This window comes from Marinomonas foliarum (assembly GCF_016906065.1).
GTDB lineage: Bacteria > Pseudomonadota > Gammaproteobacteria > Pseudomonadales > Marinomonadaceae > Marinomonas > Marinomonas foliarum.
On sequence record NZ_CP070273.1, the window covers coordinates 742,701 to 762,178 of the forward strand.

The 19,478-nt window shown below is 44.0% G+C and carries 17 protein-coding genes; 9 read left to right on the forward strand and 8 right to left on the reverse strand.

The window, feature by feature from the left end:
* Window positions 1–72: 72 nt before the first annotated feature.
* Window positions 73–1,398 carry an omega-aminotransferase AptA gene (gene aptA / locus JSY38_RS03440; RefSeq protein ID WP_205115257.1) on the forward strand — a complete coding sequence of 442 codons (1,326 nt, stop codon included), beginning with the start codon at window positions 73–75 and terminating at the stop codon, window positions 1,396–1,398.
* Window positions 1,399–1,576: 178 nt separating this feature from the next.
* A complete protein-coding gene (locus JSY38_RS03445; protein ID WP_114411850.1) occupies window positions 1,577–1,903 on the forward strand; it encodes a hypothetical protein in 327 nt (108 codons plus the stop codon).
* Between the two features lie 47 nt (window positions 1,904–1,950).
* Here the strand turns inward: JSY38_RS03445 and JSY38_RS03450 are convergent, their stop codons facing one another.
* From JSY38_RS03450 to JSY38_RS03470, 5 genes are all read right to left on the reverse strand, one after another.
* On the reverse strand, window positions 1,951–2,223 hold the full coding sequence (locus JSY38_RS03450) for an RNA recognition motif domain-containing protein (protein WP_114411849.1): 273 nt from the start codon (window positions 2,221–2,223) through the stop codon (window positions 1,951–1,953).
* 77 nt (window positions 2,224–2,300) lie between these two features.
* Complete coding sequence (locus tag JSY38_RS03455; RefSeq protein ID WP_205115258.1) at window positions 2,301–3,242, reverse strand: nucleoside hydrolase; 942 nt, start codon at window positions 3,240–3,242, stop codon at window positions 2,301–2,303.
* Window positions 3,243–3,288: 46 nt separating this feature from the next.
* Entirely contained in the window at window positions 3,289–4,182 is an 894-nt protein-coding gene (locus JSY38_RS03460; RefSeq protein WP_205115259.1) for a ribokinase, read from the reverse strand.
* Window positions 4,183–4,360: 178 nt separating this feature from the next.
* Complete coding sequence (locus JSY38_RS03465) at window positions 4,361–5,593, reverse strand: argininosuccinate synthase (protein ID WP_114411846.1); 1,233 nt, start codon at window positions 5,591–5,593, stop codon at window positions 4,361–4,363.
* 201 nt (window positions 5,594–5,794) lie between these two features.
* A complete protein-coding gene (locus JSY38_RS03470; RefSeq protein ID WP_114411845.1) occupies window positions 5,795–6,682 on the reverse strand; it encodes a flagellar protein MotY in 888 nt (295 codons plus the stop codon).
* 95 nt (window positions 6,683–6,777) lie between these two features.
* On the opposite strand from JSY38_RS03470, the gene rnt reads away from it, so the two are divergent.
* The 7 genes from rnt (at window position 6,778) to JSY38_RS03505 (ending at window position 16,277) form a co-directional block, all read left to right on the forward strand.
* Window positions 6,778–7,446 carry a ribonuclease T gene (rnt, locus tag JSY38_RS03475; protein WP_205115260.1) on the forward strand — a complete coding sequence of 223 codons (669 nt, stop codon included), beginning with the start codon at window positions 6,778–6,780 and terminating at the stop codon, window positions 7,444–7,446.
* 29 nt (window positions 7,447–7,475) lie between these two features.
* Complete coding sequence (locus JSY38_RS03480) at window positions 7,476–7,916, forward strand: YbaN family protein (protein ID WP_239544275.1); 441 nt, start codon at window positions 7,476–7,478, stop codon at window positions 7,914–7,916.
* A gap of 42 nt (window positions 7,917–7,958) precedes the next feature.
* The gene (locus tag JSY38_RS03485; RefSeq protein WP_205115262.1) at window positions 7,959–11,207 is read left to right on the forward strand and encodes a DUF748 domain-containing protein; all 3,249 of its coding nucleotides are present in this window, start codon (window positions 7,959–7,961) and stop codon (window positions 11,205–11,207) included.
* A 228-nt stretch (window positions 11,208–11,435) separates the two neighbouring features.
* Window positions 11,436–11,696, forward strand: a complete 261-nt coding sequence (locus JSY38_RS03490; RefSeq protein ID WP_114411842.1) for an HP1242/YdcH family protein — start codon at window positions 11,436–11,438, stop codon at window positions 11,694–11,696.
* Between the two features lie 229 nt (window positions 11,697–11,925).
* Window positions 11,926–14,094, forward strand: coding sequence for a TonB-dependent siderophore receptor (locus JSY38_RS03495; RefSeq protein ID WP_205115264.1), 2,169 nt, complete (start codon window positions 11,926–11,928; stop codon window positions 14,092–14,094).
* A 544-nt stretch (window positions 14,095–14,638) separates the two neighbouring features.
* Entirely contained in the window at window positions 14,639–16,009 is a 1,371-nt protein-coding gene (gene trhP / locus JSY38_RS03500) for a prephenate-dependent tRNA uridine(34) hydroxylase TrhP (RefSeq protein ID WP_239544278.1), read from the forward strand.
* Window positions 16,010–16,019: 10 nt separating this feature from the next.
* Window positions 16,020–16,277 carry a YfhL family 4Fe-4S dicluster ferredoxin gene (locus JSY38_RS03505; RefSeq protein ID WP_114411839.1) on the forward strand — a complete coding sequence of 86 codons (258 nt, stop codon included), beginning with the start codon at window positions 16,020–16,022 and terminating at the stop codon, window positions 16,275–16,277.
* Between the two features lie 24 nt (window positions 16,278–16,301).
* Here JSY38_RS03505 and trxC read toward each other — a convergent pair whose 3' ends face one another.
* The 3 genes from trxC to JSY38_RS03520 all read right to left on the reverse strand — a co-directional run bounded on the left by trxC (window position 16,302) and on the right by JSY38_RS03520 (window position 19,396).
* Window positions 16,302–16,748 carry a thioredoxin TrxC gene (trxC, locus tag JSY38_RS03510; RefSeq protein ID WP_205115266.1) on the reverse strand — a complete coding sequence of 149 codons (447 nt, stop codon included), beginning with the start codon at window positions 16,746–16,748 and terminating at the stop codon, window positions 16,302–16,304.
* Window positions 16,749–16,894: 146 nt separating this feature from the next.
* Window positions 16,895–17,584 (reverse strand): hypothetical protein, encoded by a 690-nt coding sequence (locus tag JSY38_RS03515; protein WP_205115268.1) that lies wholly within the window; start codon window positions 17,582–17,584, stop codon window positions 16,895–16,897.
* 276 nt (window positions 17,585–17,860) lie between these two features.
* Window positions 17,861–19,396 (reverse strand): ParB-like protein, encoded by a 1,536-nt coding sequence (locus tag JSY38_RS03520; protein ID WP_205115270.1) that lies wholly within the window; start codon window positions 19,394–19,396, stop codon window positions 17,861–17,863.
* Window positions 19,397–19,478: the final 82 nt, after the last annotated feature.

Below are 19,478 nucleotides of genomic sequence, written 5' to 3' on the forward strand. Positions count from 1 at the left end.
TCACATTTATTAAACCTTTCCAGCTCGGCATTCTTACTCTATTAGATTTCACTTTTTTAGAGGGAGAATGCCATGAGTCATCGTTTAACCCAAGCCCAGCTTGATGCCCATTGGATGGCCTACACAGGCAATCGTCAATTCAAAAAAGATCCTCGCATTATCACCTCTGCTGCGGGCAATTATTACACCGACAGTGATGGCAGAAAGATTTTTGACGGTCTGTCTGGCTTGTGGACGTGTGGTTTGGGACATAGCAACCCCGCGATTAATGAAGCAGTGGCTCAACAAGTTAAAACCCTCGATTACTCCCCTGCTTTTCAATTCGGCCACGAGAAGTCTTTCTTGTTAGCAGAGCGAATTACCGAGTTTATGCCTAAGGGCCTAAACCGTATTTTCTTTACCGGCTCTGGTTCTGAGTCTGTCGATACGGCATTGAAAGTAGCTCGCGCCTATTGGCGTAAGAAAGGCATGGGCACCAAGACCAAATTCATCGGTCGTGCCAAAGGTTATCATGGTGCGGGGATTTCAGGCTTCAGTGTTGGTGGCATTCCGGCGAACCGTACGCTTTACGGCCAAGGTTTAGAATCTTATCACTTACCTCATACACAAGTTCCAGGCAGCGAGTTTTCCAAGGGCATGGCAGAGCAAGGCAAAGAGCGCGCGGATGATCTGCTAAATCTAATCATGATGCACGATGCGTCTAACATTGCCGCGGTGATTGTTGAACCTATGTCAGGTTCTGCTGGTGTGATTGTGCCACCGAAAGGCTATTTACAACGTTTGCGCGAAATCTGTGATCAGCACAATATCTTGTTAATTTTTGATGAAGTCATTACGGCTTTTGGTCGTATGGGTGCCAAAACTGGTGCTGAAGCCTTTGGTGTAACGCCTGACGTGATTACCATGGCAAAACAAGTAACCAATGGCGTTATACCAATGGGCGCTGTGGCCTTCAAACAAGAGATCTACGATACCTTCATGGATAACGGCGGCCCTGACTACATGCTGGAAATCCCTCATGGTTACACCTATTCGGCTCATCCTATTGCTTGTGCTGCGGCGCTAGCATCACTTGATGAAATCAAGAAACAAGGTTTGATTGAACGTGTTAACAGCATGAGTTCAAGCTGGGAAAACAGCGTCCACCAGCTGAAAGAGGCCAGCCCTATGATCACAGACATTCGTAACTATGGATTTGCCGCAGGTATTACTATTGCGCCAATCGATGGCGAGCCAGCGAAACGTCCGTTCCAAATCGCTATGGCTATGTGGGACAAAGGTTACTATGTTCGCTACGGTGCTGATACTATTCAATTAGCACCGCCATTTACAACAGAGCAATCCGAAATCGACAGCCTAATCAATGCTCTGGGCGAGACAATTAAGCAACAAAACTAACAGACGCTACCAGCCTTAGTAATACACTCTAATCAAGGTGTTGCCGATAAGTTCACAGCAACATCTTGATTCATATCAGTTTTATCTAGCTATCACTTGTCTAGCATCTTGCACTATAATGGCTATCCTAGAAAAGTCATCAACGCCCTTGGATCTTCACCCAGTAAAGGATAGAACAATGTCTATTTCACATTCGCCTTACGTTCGCTGCTTTTGGACAGGCACATTGTATTTAACCAATGGCAAAACCATGTCTATTCATTGCACACACATATCAACACAAATGATAGAAGTGGAAGCACCTGAAGGTTTACAAGGGTCTAAAATGGTGAAGCTAGAGTTGAAAGCAATTCATGAGGGGAAAATAGCCACGCTAAAAGTATTATGTGACCCGCAACTGGATGTCTTTAACGAGCATAATAAGCACTATATAAAACTGTCTTACCATACTATTTCAGATAAAGACGTGAACTTTATCAAAGAGTTCGCTGACGCTCATTCCTAGCTCACAGCAGTAGACAAGCTAGGATAGCGGATAACTAGGCGTGAGTTTTATTCTGCGTCGTCACTGTCCGCTTTTTTCGCTGTCTCTTCGGCTTTCTTAACGCGGATTTTAGAACCATCAACATCCATGCCGTTTAACGTTTTGATCGCAACTTTCGCTTCACCAACTTTTGGCATTTCAACAAAGGCAAAGCCTTTAGATTCACCCGTTTCTTTGTCCATAACGATAGTACAAGACTGCAACGTTCCATGAACGGCAAACAAGCTTCTTAGCTCTTCTTCTGTCGTGTTACGGGCAAGGTTTCTTACTAATAATTTCATATATTTCTCTTTATAAATAAAAAAGGCACGGACGTTATGCTCCATGCCTTCAAGTTTGATTGCGCCATTCTAACGGTTTAAGACAAGGTTGTCTCAAACAAGGTTAATAATTTTTTGCTGTCTACTTCCATACAAACCTGCGTCATTGGTACATCTGTCCAATGTGGTTCAGGGAAGCTCATTCCTTGTGGTGCAAAAATAGTTTGTCCAATACCAATGCCTTCACAAGCAACACGCACCGCGCCAAGCTCGACACCAAAAATACTTGGATCCATTACATAAGCAATCGTCGATGCATCATGGAAGTAACAACCATCCATATCAAAACGACTGCTGTAGAAATTGATGTAATGCTGAGCGCAGTCATACAAGAAACCACCTTCTGCAGGATTCGCTTGCTTGATTCGATCCAAAACACTGTTATCAAGTAATACTTGATGCGTAACATCTAGACCAATCATAGTCACCTGCCAAGCTGCAGTGAACACCATATCTGCCGCATGCGGGTCATTCATGATGTTCGCTTCTGCCACTGGCGATACGTTACCATATTCAATAGCAGTGCCGCCCATTAGAACAACTTCATCAACCAAGTTGGCTACTTCTGGGTCAAGCTCAAGCGCTTTTGCCAAGTTACCTAGCGGACCAAGCGCGATAATAGTCACTTCACCTGGGAACTCTCGAACAGTATCAACAATAAATTGCGCAGCGCTTTTTTCAATTGCCTTGCCTTGCGGCGCTGGCCAATTGATATTACCAAAACCATCAGCACCATGCACAAAGTCAGGATGCGGACGCGGCGCTATCTTACTTGGTACGGCAACGCCTTTAGCAACAGGCACATTTACTTTCGCAATTTCAGTCAATGTAATGGCATTTTGCGTTGCCAAATCCACTGACACATTACCGAATGTCGTCGTTAGACCCAACACCTCAAGCTGTGGTGCTTGAAAGGCAAAAAAGATCGCCATTGCATCGTCTATACCAGGATCTGTATCAATAATAATCTTACGAGCCATGTTTAAATTCCTCTTTTAACTATTCGTTGTTGGCTGTGTATTTTGGCTAACTGTTCTTGGCAAGAAAGGCCGTCACTTCATCTTGTGTTGGAATGGAAGAAGCCGCTCCTAAGCGAGTTACGCAAATAGCGGATGCTGCACAGGCACGAGTAATAGCCCGCACCATATCTTCACCATTCATTAGAGAGGACAAGCAAAAGCCAATAAAGGTATCGCCCGCTGCAGTGGTATCAACCGCTTCAACGGAGAAAGCTTTTACAGATAAATGCTCTTCCCCATCAAAATAGCAAACACCCGCTTTGCCAAGGGTCATCAACACAGCAAGTTCTGGGTAAACTTTTGGAAACGCGTCAATGGTGCTGTCTATATCCGCAGTACCAATCAGATCCATTGCCTCTACTTCATTAACAATCAGCAAGTCGACTAAATCCAGCACGTTGCGCGTTAATTCTGCATCCATAGGCGCTGGATTAAATGCGACCTTAACTTTGTTCTCTTGCGCTTTGCGCATGGTATATTCGATCAGGTTTGTTTCATTTTGCAACAACACCCAGTCACCTTCACTCGCATTAGAAAGCACATTATCAATTTGTTCTTCTGTCAGCGCATGATTAGCGCCTTGGTACAAAATAATCGAGTTTTCTGCCTCTTTAGTTAGCTGAATAATCGCATGACCGGTTGGCACATCTACCCGCTTAATCAAGTCTGTATTGACACCAAGGGATTCAAGCTGATCAATAACCGCTTGGTCACTGTGATGAAGCGCGCCGACATGTTTCACATCCGCGCCCGCTTTTGCTAACGCCACTGATTGATTCGCGCCCTTTCCCCCCAATAAACACTGGTAGCTGTCTGATGCCATTGTCTCGCCAGGTCGAACAAAGTGATCAAGCTGATAAAGATGGTCGAGGTTAATCGAGCCTACGTTATATATTGCCATTATTCCCTTCCTTCAGTGCGAACATGCTTCTCGGTATACAAGCCTAACAAACATATTAAGCGATAAACTCAGTTGATCGACGAATAAACATTGACCAAGTGTACAAAAATAAAAAACGCTCCAATTCTGCAAGAACGGAGCGTTTTTTAAAAGCTTAATTTTCTAAAACGACCAAGAATTACTTGTCGTTATCTAGAAAGCCACGGCCTTTTTGAGCTGCAATACGCATACGAAGCGCATTCAGCTTAATAAAGCCTGCTGCGTCTTTCTGATCGTAAGCACCAGCATCGTCTTCAAATGTTGCGATAGAGCTATCGAACAAGCTGTTTTCAGATTGACGACCAACAACTGTAACGTTGCCTTTGTACAATTTAAGACGAACCGTACCGTTAACATATTTCTGAGACGCATCGATCATCGCTTGCATCATGCGACGCTCTTCAGACCACCAGAAACCGTTGTAAATGATTTTTGCGTAACGAGGCATCATTTCGTCTTTCAAGTGCATCGCTTCACGGTCTAGCGTAATAGACTCAATAGCACGGTGTGCACGCATCATGATGGTGCCACCAGGGGTTTCATAACAACCACGTGCTTTCATACCAACAAAACGGTTTTCAACAATGTCTACACGGCCAATACCGTTCGCGCCACCAACCTTGTTCAATGTTTCCAAGATGGTTGCAGGAGACATCGCTTCGCCATTAATAGAAACTGGGTCGCCTTTTTCGTAACCGATTTCGATGTAAGTTGCTTCATTTGGCGCATCTTCAGGAGATACAGACCAACGCCACATATCATCTTCTGGCTCTGTCCACGGGTCTTCCAGCTGATCACCCTCAAAAGAGATGTGCAGTAGGTTGGCGTCCATAGAGTAAGGAGATTTTTTCTTCTTAGTTGAAAAATCAACTGGAATATTGTGCTTCTCGCAGTACGCCATTAGAGTTTCACGAGACGTTAAGTCCCATTCACGCCAAGGGGCAATCACTTTAACACCAGGTTTCAATGCATAAGCACCAAGCTCAAAACGTACTTGGTCGTTACCTTTACCTGTTGCGCCGTGAGAAATCGCATCAGCGCCTGTCTCATTGGCAATCTCAATCAAGCGTTTAGCGATCAAAGGACGCGCAATAGACGTACCTAAAAGGTATTCGCCTTCGTAAATAGTGTTAGCACGGAACATAGGGAAAACGAAGTCACGAACAAATTCTTCGCGCAAATCTTCAATGTAGATTTCCTTAATACCCAACGCTTGAGCTTTAGCGCGAGCTGGTTCAACTTCCTCACCCTGACCCAAATCAGCGGTAAAGGTAACCACTTCACAGTTATACTCTTCTTGAAGCCACTTCACGATTACCGAAGTGTCTAGGCCGCCCGAATAGGCAAGCACTACCTTCTTCACGTCAGACATTATCTCTATTCTCCTCAACGAGCTCGCGCTCCCACGCCAATGCCTTCAAACCAGTACATGGCGGCGCAAATAATTTAAAAAAGGGGCTGTAAGTGTAAGATTTCGATTCTTGCTTAGCAAGTAAAAAGCCCCGTTTCACGCAGATAATTCCGCTAAAACGGGGCTTTTTAAGAAATTAAAGACGAACGGAAAACTTATGAATCAACTTGCGTCATTTTTTTCCAAACGAATTGTCACACGTCGGTTACGCTCTCGACCTTGGCTGCTATTATTGCTAGCAGATGGATAACGCTCGCCATGATATCGCGAAATGATTTTTGCCGCAGGCACGCCTTTTTCTAACAAATAAGCCGTAACTTTTTCCGCACGAACTTTGGAAAGCTCACGGTTGTCTCGACGAGAACCGATAATGTCGGTGTGACCATCAATATAAATGTATTCCACCGTAGGATCCGACGATACGTACAAAGCCACCAGATCCAGACGTGCGCGAATACGATCTGTCAGATTTACGCCATTCGTCGGAAACAAAGCCGCTGTTCTAGCGATCTGATCGTAGTTAACGGGTAACAAGCTAGCTAAACAACGTCTAAATTCATTATAGGCTGGCGCAAAGTTAATATTAGACAACCCTACTTCCACGGTTTCGCGGTTATTTTCCCATGCGGTACCTGCAACCACGGGATGACGGCCTCGGTCCAAGCTGCTAAGCATACGCTCAGCTACCTTACCACCAACTTCAACAGTTAACCCGTATCCAGGATAAGGAAGAATATCTAAGGTTTCTGGTTTAGTGCCCGGAGACCAATCTGGCGCTTGCGACAGGATATACACCTGACCTGGGCCTAATTTTTCATTTCGTGGCTGAAGAATAAACTTCATCGGCTCGCCTGCTTCTTTGATAAAGTGGCCTTCACCATAATTAGGGACTGGGTGCGTTAAACTGCACGAAAAAATATCCCCCGTAAGCAACCATTCAGAATTCGTAATTCCGGATTGGTAATGGGTTATGGCATTGGCTTGTGCAAAGGGAGCACAAGCCAGCAATAAAAAAGTGGTGCGAATTAGAAGTTGTTGGGGAATTCCCATTTAGACATCTCGTTCAAGCATTATCAAATGTGTTATGATCCGATCCTATTGTATACCGTTACTGTTGATCAAGCGGCAGAATTAAGGACCTTCTTTTGTCAAACCATGAAATCAAAGATAGATTCCGCGGCTTCCTACCTGTTGTTATCGACGTAGAGACCGCAGGCTTTAATCAAAAAACAGATGCTTTGTTAGAAATGGCAGCCAGTATCCTAAGAATGGATGAAAATGGCGACTTATATATCCATGAAACATTAGAGTTTTTGATTAAGCCGTTTGAAGGCGCAAACCTTGAAAAAGCAGCGCTAGACTTTACAGGCATAGACCCTTTTGCACCCGATAGACAAGACATGCCAGAAAGTGAAGCACTTGGCCAAATGTTTAGCAAAGTTCGAAAAGAGCTAAAGTCTGTTGGCTGTAAACGTGCCATTCTTGTTGGTCATAATGCCGCATTTGACCACGGTTTTTTAAACGCCGCCATTGAGCGAGTGGATATAAAACGCAATCCATTCCATCCTTTTTCTAGCTTTGACACCGCCAGTTTAGCCGGTTTGGTGTTTGGACAAACAGTATTAGCAAAAGCCTGTGAAGCAGCGTCTATTCCGTTTAGCAACGCAGAAGCACACTCTGCCAAATACGATACCGAAAAAACCGCAGAGCTATTCTGTGAAATGGTAAACCGTTTAAAACGCCTTGGCGGCTGGCCACTGGTTGAAAACGAAGCAGAAAATAGTATGGAAGCTATTTTCCATTCAGGAAAATAGCGCCATAATAAAAACGGGCTGATTCATTCATGCCCGTTTTCTCTGACCATTATGTGGGCAAGCTTATGCAAGGAAAGCGAATTTTATATTTAATGCTAGGGTGGTTTTCTCTCATCACTGGCATTATTGGTATTTTTCTCCCCTTACTCCCCACTACACCATTGGTGCTATTGGCGGCGTGGTGCTTTTCAAAATCCTCCGTACGTTTCCACACTTGGCTCATTGAGCATAAGTTTTTTGGACCAATAATCAATGATTGGCAATCTTCCGATGGTATCCCCAAAAAAGCCAGAAACAGAGCCATCATTTTTATGTGGGCAGGAATGGCCATTTCGATCTTTATTGTTTCGCGTATTTGGGCGACGATTGGACTTGTCTTTATTGGTCTGTGTGTGACAACGTATTTATTACGCTTACCTTTACGGTCTGAAAGTAAAAATATTGCCGAAGAAAAAGACGAAGAAGCTTAAACTATTCACCTATTACTTATTTTTTAAAAGGCACTTTATTCTATGACACGCCGACATTTTCGACACTTTGTCTTTTATCCTTTTGCCGCTTTGACAGGTTTAATCACCCTCACTTGGTTAGTCACGCCATTTATTGCGGAATATTACCTAAAAAATTACTTCCAAGAACAAAGTGAAGATCTCACCGTCGGCAAACTATCTGTTGATTTTTTTCCGCCCAAAATAGACTTAAAAGACATCGTCATTAATAACAAGAGCCAAGACACACTCACATTAAAGCGTGCCATTGTTGAAGTTGAAATATGGCCACTCTTCACTAAAACTGTCCATATATCACAAGCTAAGATCGACGGATTAAACTTGCTAGTCACTCAACAAGAAAAAGACTGGATAGTGGCCGGTATTAATACGTCGCAATTCGCCACACCAGAAGATCAACAAGAGCCAGATCAAGAAGTCACTGACACAGAACAAACTGAAGAAAGCACCAGTACGCCTTGGTCTATAAAACTACCTACTTTCACCTTCACTGACAGCCAAGTCAAACTGTCTCGTCAACCAGATTTAAACGTTCCAGCACAAGCTGATACGCTTACCATCAGCAATTTATCCATCGAAGGTTTATCTGGTCAGGAACTGACATGGGAAGGTGACATTGCACTATCAGCCTTATTGAATGACACAGCATTGTCATTAGACAGCCAATTTGACTACTCACCAGAACAAGCCAGCGCCGACCTTTCTATCCAAAATACACGTATTCTGATAGAGAGCTTTCGTCACTTTCTACCTGCGCCGTACCATGAAGGAAAAGGACAGTTGGAGTTAGAAGCTAGCCTACAATTTTCACAACAACTCGTTAATAACTCACCTGTTTTTGATATTAAAAATCTTTCGCTGAATGCTCAAATCAACAACCTTGATTTGCCATTAAACGAGCAAGACAAAGCCACCACAAAGTCCACATCACTGGCACTTTCAAAAGCCAATATCCATTTTGTTTCTGCTGAGCAATTAACGGCGATAGGTACTTTGGACCTCCAATCCAGCCAGTCATCCTTTGCCCAAGGGGAGTTGCAAGCACAACTTGAGAAACTGGCCCTAAACGTTCCCTTTGATGTTTCGCGAAATAATGCGGACTTAACCGCAAAAGGTAAGCTAGATATGCAACTGGACATGCCAGCTTTTGCGCAAGCAGACCTTAACGCAAAACTTAATAGCGTAAAACTAAGCACACCCTTTGATGTAAAACAAAATGAACTAGGCTTAACCGCAACAGGCGATCTTGATGTGCAGCTAGGCAAATCACTTATTACCCAAGCGCAACAACAAGTAGAATTTAACGACCTAACACTGAAAGCACCTTTTGATGTCAAACAGGATGAAGAAACTGGTCTGACGGCTAACCTTGCCTCTACCGAGCTGGGCTTAAATGAGCTTGCTCTGTCACTAGACAGTCTTGCCGTCCAGAACAAACAATTGCGAATAGCCTTGAACGAAGTAGCTTTTTCAATGGATTCAACAGAAGCTATGACAGCCTCTTTGATTGCTGACGTACAAAGCAATGAACTAACTGTTCAGCAAGCGGGAAATACCGCCAACTACGACGTATTCAATCTATCTAATACGCTAGCATTACAAAAAGACAGCGACAGCCTGTCGGCACAAAACTCTAAACTGTCGATCGATATTAAAGGATTAAATGCCACCCAAAGTGACGAGAAACATGTTTCCCTTGGTGCTGCAATCCTGACAGCAGATCAGCTCAATGTCGATCAAGCAGGTCAAGAAGCACCACGTGTAGAAGGTATTAACCTTAACTTCAGCAGTGAATCTCTAGACAGCAAGTTAACCAATAATAAGCGCATTGCTTCATGGAAAAACGCGGATATCAACAGCCTTTCATTTACCCAACAAGACAGCGACTTTGAGGCTTCCTTATCACAATTAAGCATTATGGATTTCACTTTCTCAGAACTTATCAGCGCACAAAATGATAAAACAGTTTTACCCGCGCTAGGCCATCTAAACAGCCTTAAAGTAGAGCGATTAAAAGCCAACCAAGATGGTGCAGATATCAAAAAAATCACCGCAGACGCGCTTGATATTAACTTAATGCTGGATGCTCAACAGAATATTGAAAACCTGGTGTTTACTGAAGCGGAAGAGCAAAAAGTCCCTACAGAAAACACTCAAAAATCACAAGTACCAAGAGTCGAAGACGCTAAAAGCACACTTGAAAACGAACAAGACACGGCCTTTAAAGCACCTTACTACGTCATTCTCGACGCATACGATACAACAGGAAAATCTCGCTTTTACTTCCAAGATAAAAGCATTTCTCCCATGCTAAAACGCGCACTAGACATAGAAACATTGTCTCTGCGAGACCTAAATACCACGAAAAAAGACCAAGCAACTGTCTTTGCTTTTAAAGCTCGCAACGGCAAATATACAACATTACAAGCCGATGCGACTATTTGGCCACTTGCCGACAAGCTAACGTTAAACACTGAAGTTGTGGTGAACGAGGCAGAATTACCGCCCTTCTCTTCTTACATCGCCAATGTCCTAGGTTATCAAATTGATTCTGGGCAATTGGATTTAGATCTCAAACTCAATGCAAAAGACGGCGTTTTAAATGGCAGCTCAAACATAGTACTAAGGGAGTTTGATTTAGGTGGCCGCCAAGAAAGCAACTCAGTAATGAAAGCCGGTGCCGTACCTCTGAATATTGCCGTTAGTGTATTGAAAGACAGAGACAACAATATTGATTTGAATATCCCGCTTTCTGGTGACATAGAAAACCCTGAGTTTGGCTGGACAGATTTCTTATTCTTACCAGTTAAAAAGGCGCTTTATGCCGCCTCTAGCACCTATTTGATGCAAACCTTCATTCCTTACGCCAATGTCATTAGCATCGCGCAGTTTGCAGGTGATCAGCTACTAAAAATTCGTGTCGAACCGTTAATATTTGAAGCTGAGGACGAACAGTTAAATGACGCTCAAGACGCCTTCCTTGAACAACTGGTAGCGCTAATGAAAGACAAAAAAGACAGTCAGCTAAAAGCATGTGCTATAACAAGCTACCTTGATTTAGGTCTTGAGAAACCACCCGTGTCCATCGACCAAGACACCAGAGATGAGGCTATCAACTTAGCGCAAAAACGCGCAGATAACCTAAAAGACTATTTGGTCAACGAAGGTATCGCATCTTCTCGTGTCTACCTATGCACACCTGAAGTTGACCTTTCTCGAAGCAGCAAGCCAAGAGTAGAGTTAAACTTCTAACACTTCTCCCAAAACACAACCGCAGTGGCGCGAGCCACTGCGGTTTTTTTGTCAAAAAAAAGCAAATCCCCCAGCAAACTATGGACTCTTCCATAAACTGAATGCGTCATCATTGAAATTCACCAATAACAAGCCATAACTATTTAAGGAAAGTCTGACAAGCATCAAGTGCACAACTGCTTAAGTAGGCTAACCTAAACTTAAAGTAAATACTTAAAGGAGACAGTTATGCCGATTGAAGATCATGCTCTGGTAAACGAATTCCCTGAATTCAAAGAGGATATCCATCAACTAAAAATGGATGATGCGCATTTCAGGAAACTCTACGACGAATATAACCATCTCACCAAATCTGTCGAAAAAATGGAGCAAGAAATCATTCCTGCGAGCACTACAGAAGAAGAACAGCTGAAGAAGCAGCGACTTCAGCTAAAAGATACGCTTCAGGGCTATATAAAAGCCACCAGACTAGCGGCTGAAAAAGCCTAGCTAATCCTCTGGCAGAATGGCTTCTATTATTTGCTGTTCTGCCTCTTACCTTCCTTCACAGCACACGCTTTCAGCACCATCTCGCACTATCGTATGAGAAATGAATACTGTCTTGATATAAAAAAGCACATCATTTGTATTTTGAAACTTTTGTAAATTTATTCTCATTTGTAAATGAATATCATAAACATTAACATACGCAACTTACTCATTTACTCTTGGTTTACCTATGACATTAAGAACCACCTTAATGATGATGCAAGCCTGTGGTGCGCTTGTTTTTTCTACTGTGATTTTTGCTGAAAATACCGCAAATGACATCACACAAGACAGTTACCTCAATGATGGAGATAACAACGTTAAGGATGGATCCAACATAGAGCTTCAGACACTTCAGGTAAAAGGCCGCGCTCTGTCTTACTACAAGGAAGATGAAGCAGCACTTGCTACTCGTACCTCCACGCCGATTGATAAAACGCCTCAGTCTGTTCAAGTGGTGACAGAAGCCTTGATTGAAGACCAAGCCGCACGACAAATCACCGATTTGTATCGCTCAATATCTGGCATGTCACAAAACAACGTATCGACAGTGACGTTACGAGGCTTTAGCCAAGATGAAGTCTTGTACAACGGCCTTAAAGGCGACCCATTTGGTGACTTCTCTATTCCTCAACTGTTTACCATTGAGCAAATACAAGTCCTCAAAGGCCCATCTGGCGCAATCTACGGTGCAGGGGAACCTGGCGGTGTCGTAAACTATGTGACGAAAAAACCGACGTATGAACAGAAAAACACCCTCAAAGTCAGCGCGGGTAATAAAGACTTTTTAAGTGGTAGCATCGAATCCTCTGGCCCAGCTAATGAAGACGCCTCGCAACGCTACCGTGTTGGTATTTACTCCGACGGTCAAGATTCCTACCGAAACAATGTCGAAGAAGAAAACCAGATTATTGACCTTGGTTATGCCTGGGACATCGATGAAAACAACACTCTTACCGTTCAATACACGGACATTCACCAATACATTTCTGGTGCCCGTTTACGCGGCATTCCAACCGATGACGATGGCAACTTCTTAGCCGATACCTCATGGAACAATAACGAAAAATCCGATTACCAAGAGCTTGACGCGCAAGTCTTTCAGACTCGCCTAGACCACAGCATCAACTCATGGCTGGACAGCAATGTCTCGGTTCGTTACTTCGAAAACACCGAAACCCAGAAATATCATGAAATAAACAAACTGATAGATAGCAGTAGCGATGGCACTGCAGATACCACGCAAAGACAATATCGTGACCAAGTCCGTACCCGCAAAGGCATTACGCTTGCAGGTAATTTAATCGCCGAATTAGGCGACCATACCCTGCTAGTCGGAAGCGACTATTTCCACCAGAAAAATAGCTTTCTATACAGCTATGCAAACAAAGCCGATGGCGTTTCCAATCTTAGCCTAACTAACCCTATCTACGGCCAAGATGATGTTAATACCTACACAATGAACTTAAAAACCGATGAAACGACAACAACGGATCAAATTGGTTTGTATGTTCAAGATCAATGGAAAGTAACCAATCAACTAGACTTGCTCGCTGGCGCTCGTATTGATCGGATTGAAGAAAAATACGATGGTTATAAGATAAAAACGGGAACTACAAAAGCAGACTACAACGACACAGGTTATTCCAGCCGAGTTGGTGCTACTTATAAAATCAATGACAACTGGAAACCTTATGTGTCTTTTTCGACCGGCTTTGTACCACAAGACGCTGCAGACCAACAGAAGTCGGCCAATGGCAGCCTGTTCGATCCAGAAGAAAGCCAACAATTTGAAGCCGGTGTACGCAGCTATTGGTTTAACAACCGCTTAAACGTAAACCTAGCGGCTTACCACATCACCCGTGAAAACATCCTGCAAGAAGACCCAAATGACAGTAACTTGCTGGTTGCCTTTGGTAAAGTTCGCAGTCAAGGGGTTGAACTAGATGTCATGGCTGACATCACTCCTCGCTGGGTAGCCAATCTAAGTTACGCTTACAATGACACCATCGTAAAAGAAGCCAACGACGGTATTCAATACGCCGACGGAGATCGTTTTGCTAACGCGCCTTATCACCAGCTCGGTTTGTGGACACGATACGACTTCCCTAGCATAGACTCCTCTATTGCCTTTGGGGCCGATTTCGTGAGCGACCAGATAAACCGACAGGGCCAAACCGTAAAACCTTACACCGTCTACGACATGTCATGGCAGACACAATGGCAAGATTGGCGATTCCAGCTAAACATCAAAAACTTGCTTGATAAAGAATACGCTGTCAGCGGCTTTACCGAAAAAATTGGTTCATTCGTCGGCGAACGTCGTCGCGTTTACCTTTCTGCCACGTACGATTTTTAACTGAGTAAAAAACAATAACATTTTAACTGCTGTCATTTCCGAGAAGGAGGGTCGCTAAAGGTAGTCAGCGAAGATTGGAGCGGGTTTTGTAGGCCTGATGAGGGAGGTACGACCGTGATCAGGCGTGTGACAGATTACTTCTTCACCCTCAATTCATTCCGCCTTCAATCAGTTGATTTGTATAGTTTCTTTATATGGAATCATTAGCTAATCGACTCTTTTTCAAAGGCAATGCTGTGAGGGTATTGGTATGCATCACGTACGTTTTCAAGCGTTATGTATACCGTTAACCGTCAGATCACACCTTCGTTCCTCGGTTCATCTGACCTACAAATCGACGGAAGTCGTTTAGCTCCTCCCCCTGCTAAGGGGGAGGCTGGGAGGGGGTTTTGCTCGTTTGACTACCCGTAAAACACCTCATTCCAGATAGGCATTTTGACCTAGATCAAGCAGGTCTTAATTAGACGATTAATCCCGCCCTAAGAGCTTGAGTTCAATTAACACGCAGGTAAACTCCGCCCGTTTTGATCGATCGGTGAACCTCATGTCTCAAGAAAAAGCCTTCATGCCAGAATTACTCTCTCCAGCAGGTTCGTTAAAAAACCTACGTTATGCCTTCGCCTACGGAGCCGATGCCGTTTACGCGGGCCAGCCGCGCTACTCTTTACGAGTACGCAATAACGAGTTCGATTTGGAAAAGCTGGGCATCGGTATTAATGAAGCCCATGAGCTGGGCAAAAAGCTCTACGTGGTCAGCAATATCGCACCGCATAACGCGAAATTGAAAACCTACTTGCAAGACTTGGCGCCGGTAATTGATCTCAAGCCAGACGCGCTGATCATGTCCGATCCGGGCTTAATCATGATGGTTCGCGAAGCCTTTCCCGATCAACAGATTCACCTATCGGTACAAGCCAACGCGGTCAATTGGGCAACCGTGAAATTCTGGCAGCAACAAGGCATTTCCCGCGTTATTTTATCCCGTGAACTATCACTGGATGAGATCGAAGAAATTCGCCTTAAAGTGCCCGATATGGAGCTGGAAGTCTTTGTTCATGGGGCATTATGCATGGCGTATTCTGGACGTTGTTTATTGTCTGGCTACATGAACAAACGCGACCCGAACCAAGGCGCTTGCACCAACGCATGCCGTTGGGAATACAACGCCCACGAAGCGACACAAGACGAGACAGGTCAAATCATTGCCAGCAGCACAGCACCAAGCTCTGCCGTGCAAATTCAGGAGCCAAGCGATCAACTGTTTTTGCTACAAGAACACGGCCGCCCAGACGAATACATGCCAGCGTTTGAAGACGAACATGGTACTTACATCATGAACTCAAAAGATTTACGTGCCATTCAACACGTTGAGCGACTCGTAAAAATGGGTGTGCATTCTCTGAAAATCGAAGGCCGTACCAAATCTTTTTATTACTGCGCCAGAACCGCACAAATCTATCGCAAAGCCATTGATGACGCCGTCGCGGGTCGCCCATTTGATTCCAGTCTCATGAGCAGCTTAGATAACCTAGCAAACCGTGGTTACACAGATGGCTTCTTACAGCGCCATCGCCATGTGGATTTACAAAACTATGAGACAGGCAACTCCATCAGTGACAAACAGCAGTTTGTCGGTGAAGTCATTGCTACCAACGAAGACTCACTCACTATTGAAGTGAAGAACCGCTTCAGTGTGGGAGACTCGTTGGAATTAATGACGCCAAAAGGCAATGTCACTTTTGCATTGGGCGAACTGAACGACAAACAAGGTCGCCCTATCGACGTGGCAAAAGGCAGTGGCCATGTGGTGTCTATCCCTTGCCCGCAAGGCATCGATGCCTCCATGGGCATCCTCATGAGAAACCTACCGGAAGGACAGAACACTCGCCAACCTCACGCCAGCGCGACGGTATAGAGGCAAAGTTATGGCATTACTCATTAACGATCGATGCATAAACTGCGACATGTGCGAACCCGAATGCCCGAACGACGCCATCACCATGGGCGCGAAGATTTATGTTATCGATCCAGATAAATGCACAGAATGTGTTGGTCACTACGACCAACCCACCTGTGTCGCCGTCTGCCCTATCGACTGTGTTAAACCCGACCCAGACAGACGCGAAACAGAAGAAGCGCTATATGAAAAGTTTGTTGAGATGCATTTTGATACCAGCGTTTAACGTCCTGCCAATATCCAAAACATCTTAAGCCGCTGGCAAGTTCTGCGCTAACCATTGCTGGAATTGTGCTTTCGGTAATGCGCCTGACAAGCGAGCGACTTCTTTGCCATGATGGAAGATCATCAAAGTCGGAATGGAACGAATATTAAAGCTACCCGCTGTGGTTTGATTCTCTTCAGTGTCTAATTTTACAAAACAGGCTTTTGTCGACATTTCACTGGCTAACTGTTCAAAAATAGGCGCGAATTGCTGACATGGTCCGCACCAAGACGCCCAAAAATCCACCACAACAGGAAGGTCATTATCATTGATGTAGCGTCTAAAATTATTATCACCGCCCATTATGGGTTGTGTTGAAAGAACAGGCTTTTTACACTTGCCACAAAGAGGCTTATTGCCCAGCTTGTCTTTCGGCACACGGTTCTTTGTTCTGCAGCTTTGACAAACAATTTGGATTGGTGAACTGGTCATTGTAACCTCGTGATCAAGTACTTTTATTAATAGAACCCGATTAAATCGAAATACCGAAGGATTGCCAACCTTGAAAATAAAAAAGCGAATCATTTGATCCGCTTTTTTGTCATCTTAGCTCGCTTAATTCAACTCACGCCAAGAGATTAACTTTCTTCATCCGCATGGGATTCAGCCTCAAAGCTTTCCATCTGCTCGAAGTTCTCCATCCAAAAATAGGAACTCACCAAGCTAAACTGGCGGGTTGTGCCTTCGTCTGCCACTTGCTTAAGCTGCCAAACAAGACCCGGCGCTTCAGGGAAATGAGTGCCTTTAATTTGGTCTTCGTATAAACGATTAATCAGCGCATCATCGCCTTGCCCATTCGCCAATAAACGCACAATGGATGAATGCAACGATTCATCAAATATCGCCATATCTTCCGCATGACCCGCGGTTACTGTCAGCGCAAGCTCAACGCCGGTAGGATTCGCAAATATGCCATTAAAAGCTTCACGCAATAAACCATACGCATTAAAGAAACGCTCATGTAGCAGACAGTCGGCATACTCTTCCCATGAACGATCATCCACCATATCGTGGCTGACTTGGTCTATTTTGCCTTCTGCCAACTCTGGAAATAAATGCGTCATTACAGCTTTGGCGGCATCTGCAGGACCAAGATCATTTAACGACATCATGCACATCTCGCGCAGCTCTGCCGCATCCATCTTCTCTACGTCATCCTCGAAATCCATAATGCTCAAAAGAGCACGATAATCTTCGTCAGACCACGCGTTTGGAATCTTGCTAATTTTCTTAAAGGAATCGATTTGAACGGAAAACGTAACTTGCATCTAGCACTCCTATTTGAACGCCATATTGCAGGGAATAACACTGATAGGCGTTTTAATTAGCCAATAAAAAACCTTAAAAAATGAACAGATCGAACAACCAATGTACAGGGTGTAGAAGTAAGATGCTATGCATAGGAGGAAATGAATTTAGCAAATATATTGATACAAGCGTCAACAAACGAACGCAATGAGCTTTGGCAATTTATACAGCTAAACCATTGGTATGGGTCTTAAAAAGAGCTGAGTGTTGAAAGATCAACACTCAGCTTAGACCGATTAGAAATGTTCTTGTGCTGCTTTCAAAATAGCTTGAGCGGCTTTTTCATCGCCCCAACCACTGATCTCAATACCGCCATCAGCGCCTTTATAGCTAGAGAACCAAGTCGCTAATAAATCCGTGACATTTGGGTAATCAGCATTTAACTGCTGCAAGCTAGTCACACCAGAAAATGGCGATTCGTTCGTTAGCACACCGATCAATTTATCGTCCTGCTCACCATCATCAATCATCTTCATTACCGCAATCAAACGTACTGGAACCACTTCTCCACGCGGTACAGACTGACCCAAGATAATCACATCAAGTGGATCGCCGTCACCACCAAACTCTTTAGGTAAAGCCGTACGAGGGATAGATCCGTAGTTTGCCGGATAGCCAAGATAATTAACGATACGAGGCTTATTCTTTTTGTATTCCCAAATAATTTGGTTATCGTGCTCTTTGCTCAACTCCCATTTCGCCGATGTACCTGCTGGAATCTCCACAATGGCATTAATGTCACCGTCTTGGCTGACCGCTGGGTAATCGTTATAACTCATATTTGCCGCAAGGGTCGTTGTATCAAGCATTTTTAAAGTTGGCGCATGTTTCACAGACAAGTCATAGCTCAAGCCATTCCCAGAAGCACTGGTTTTATAGCGCAGCATATAATCGACCTTACCGCCTTTTTTCAGCAATTTATCCAAGCCTTTTTGCTTGAATTCACTAAACTGCCCCATCTCTTTTACCGAGAGATTAGACTCACCAACATTCGATGTATTCATCGACAGAATTGCCTTACTGGTCGCTTTAATTGCCTCGGCATAACCGTCCATAGAATTCAAATCGAAATCATCTAAATCCACTTTTTTACGTAACTCTCTCGTCCAGTAAAACTCTAAAAAAGGCACTGGCTGCTTTGGCTTATTCCAACCGACGTCACGAGAGAAATACATCAGCCCACGATAACGGTCGTTGGCAAAGTTATGGATACCAAGTTGTTTAGGTAACTGATCGGTAACAATGGCTTCACCTTTTGCACCATACAACCAGACATTGCCGTCTTTCTCCATCGCTTGCCAAAACTGCGACATATCTTTTAAATCACTGTAATCTTTATCTACTACAACATTGACACGAAAATCCGCTCCGCCCTCAGCCATTTGGTAAAAAGCATTAAAAGTATGATGACCATCCGTTAAGTAATACTCGCCATTCGGCGCTACAACAATGGTCTTCATATCCTTTTTATTAGCACCGATTTTTTCGTCACACTGAAACGTACTTGGTACATTGGGATGAGCATTTTCAGAAAAAGAAGTGACGCCTTTTTGCCCATTCGCCTCACATATTTCATCAAAAAGCTTTTCACGATCAAACTGGAAACGGCCTAACTTATACATTATCTGATCATAACCAACCGCAGGTTGGGTTGGGTGTAACTCACTCAAAGTTACCGCAACCACATCCCCTTGATGAACATCATTGGCATAAACTGGCAGAGCAACAGTACTAACAACACAAGCACTGGCTAAAAGCGTTTTAAAAGACATCACCGTCCCTCATATTTGATTAAGAATACAGATATCTTAATCGAGAGATGTTACAAGTAAGTGTCGGGGTGCCTTCATAATC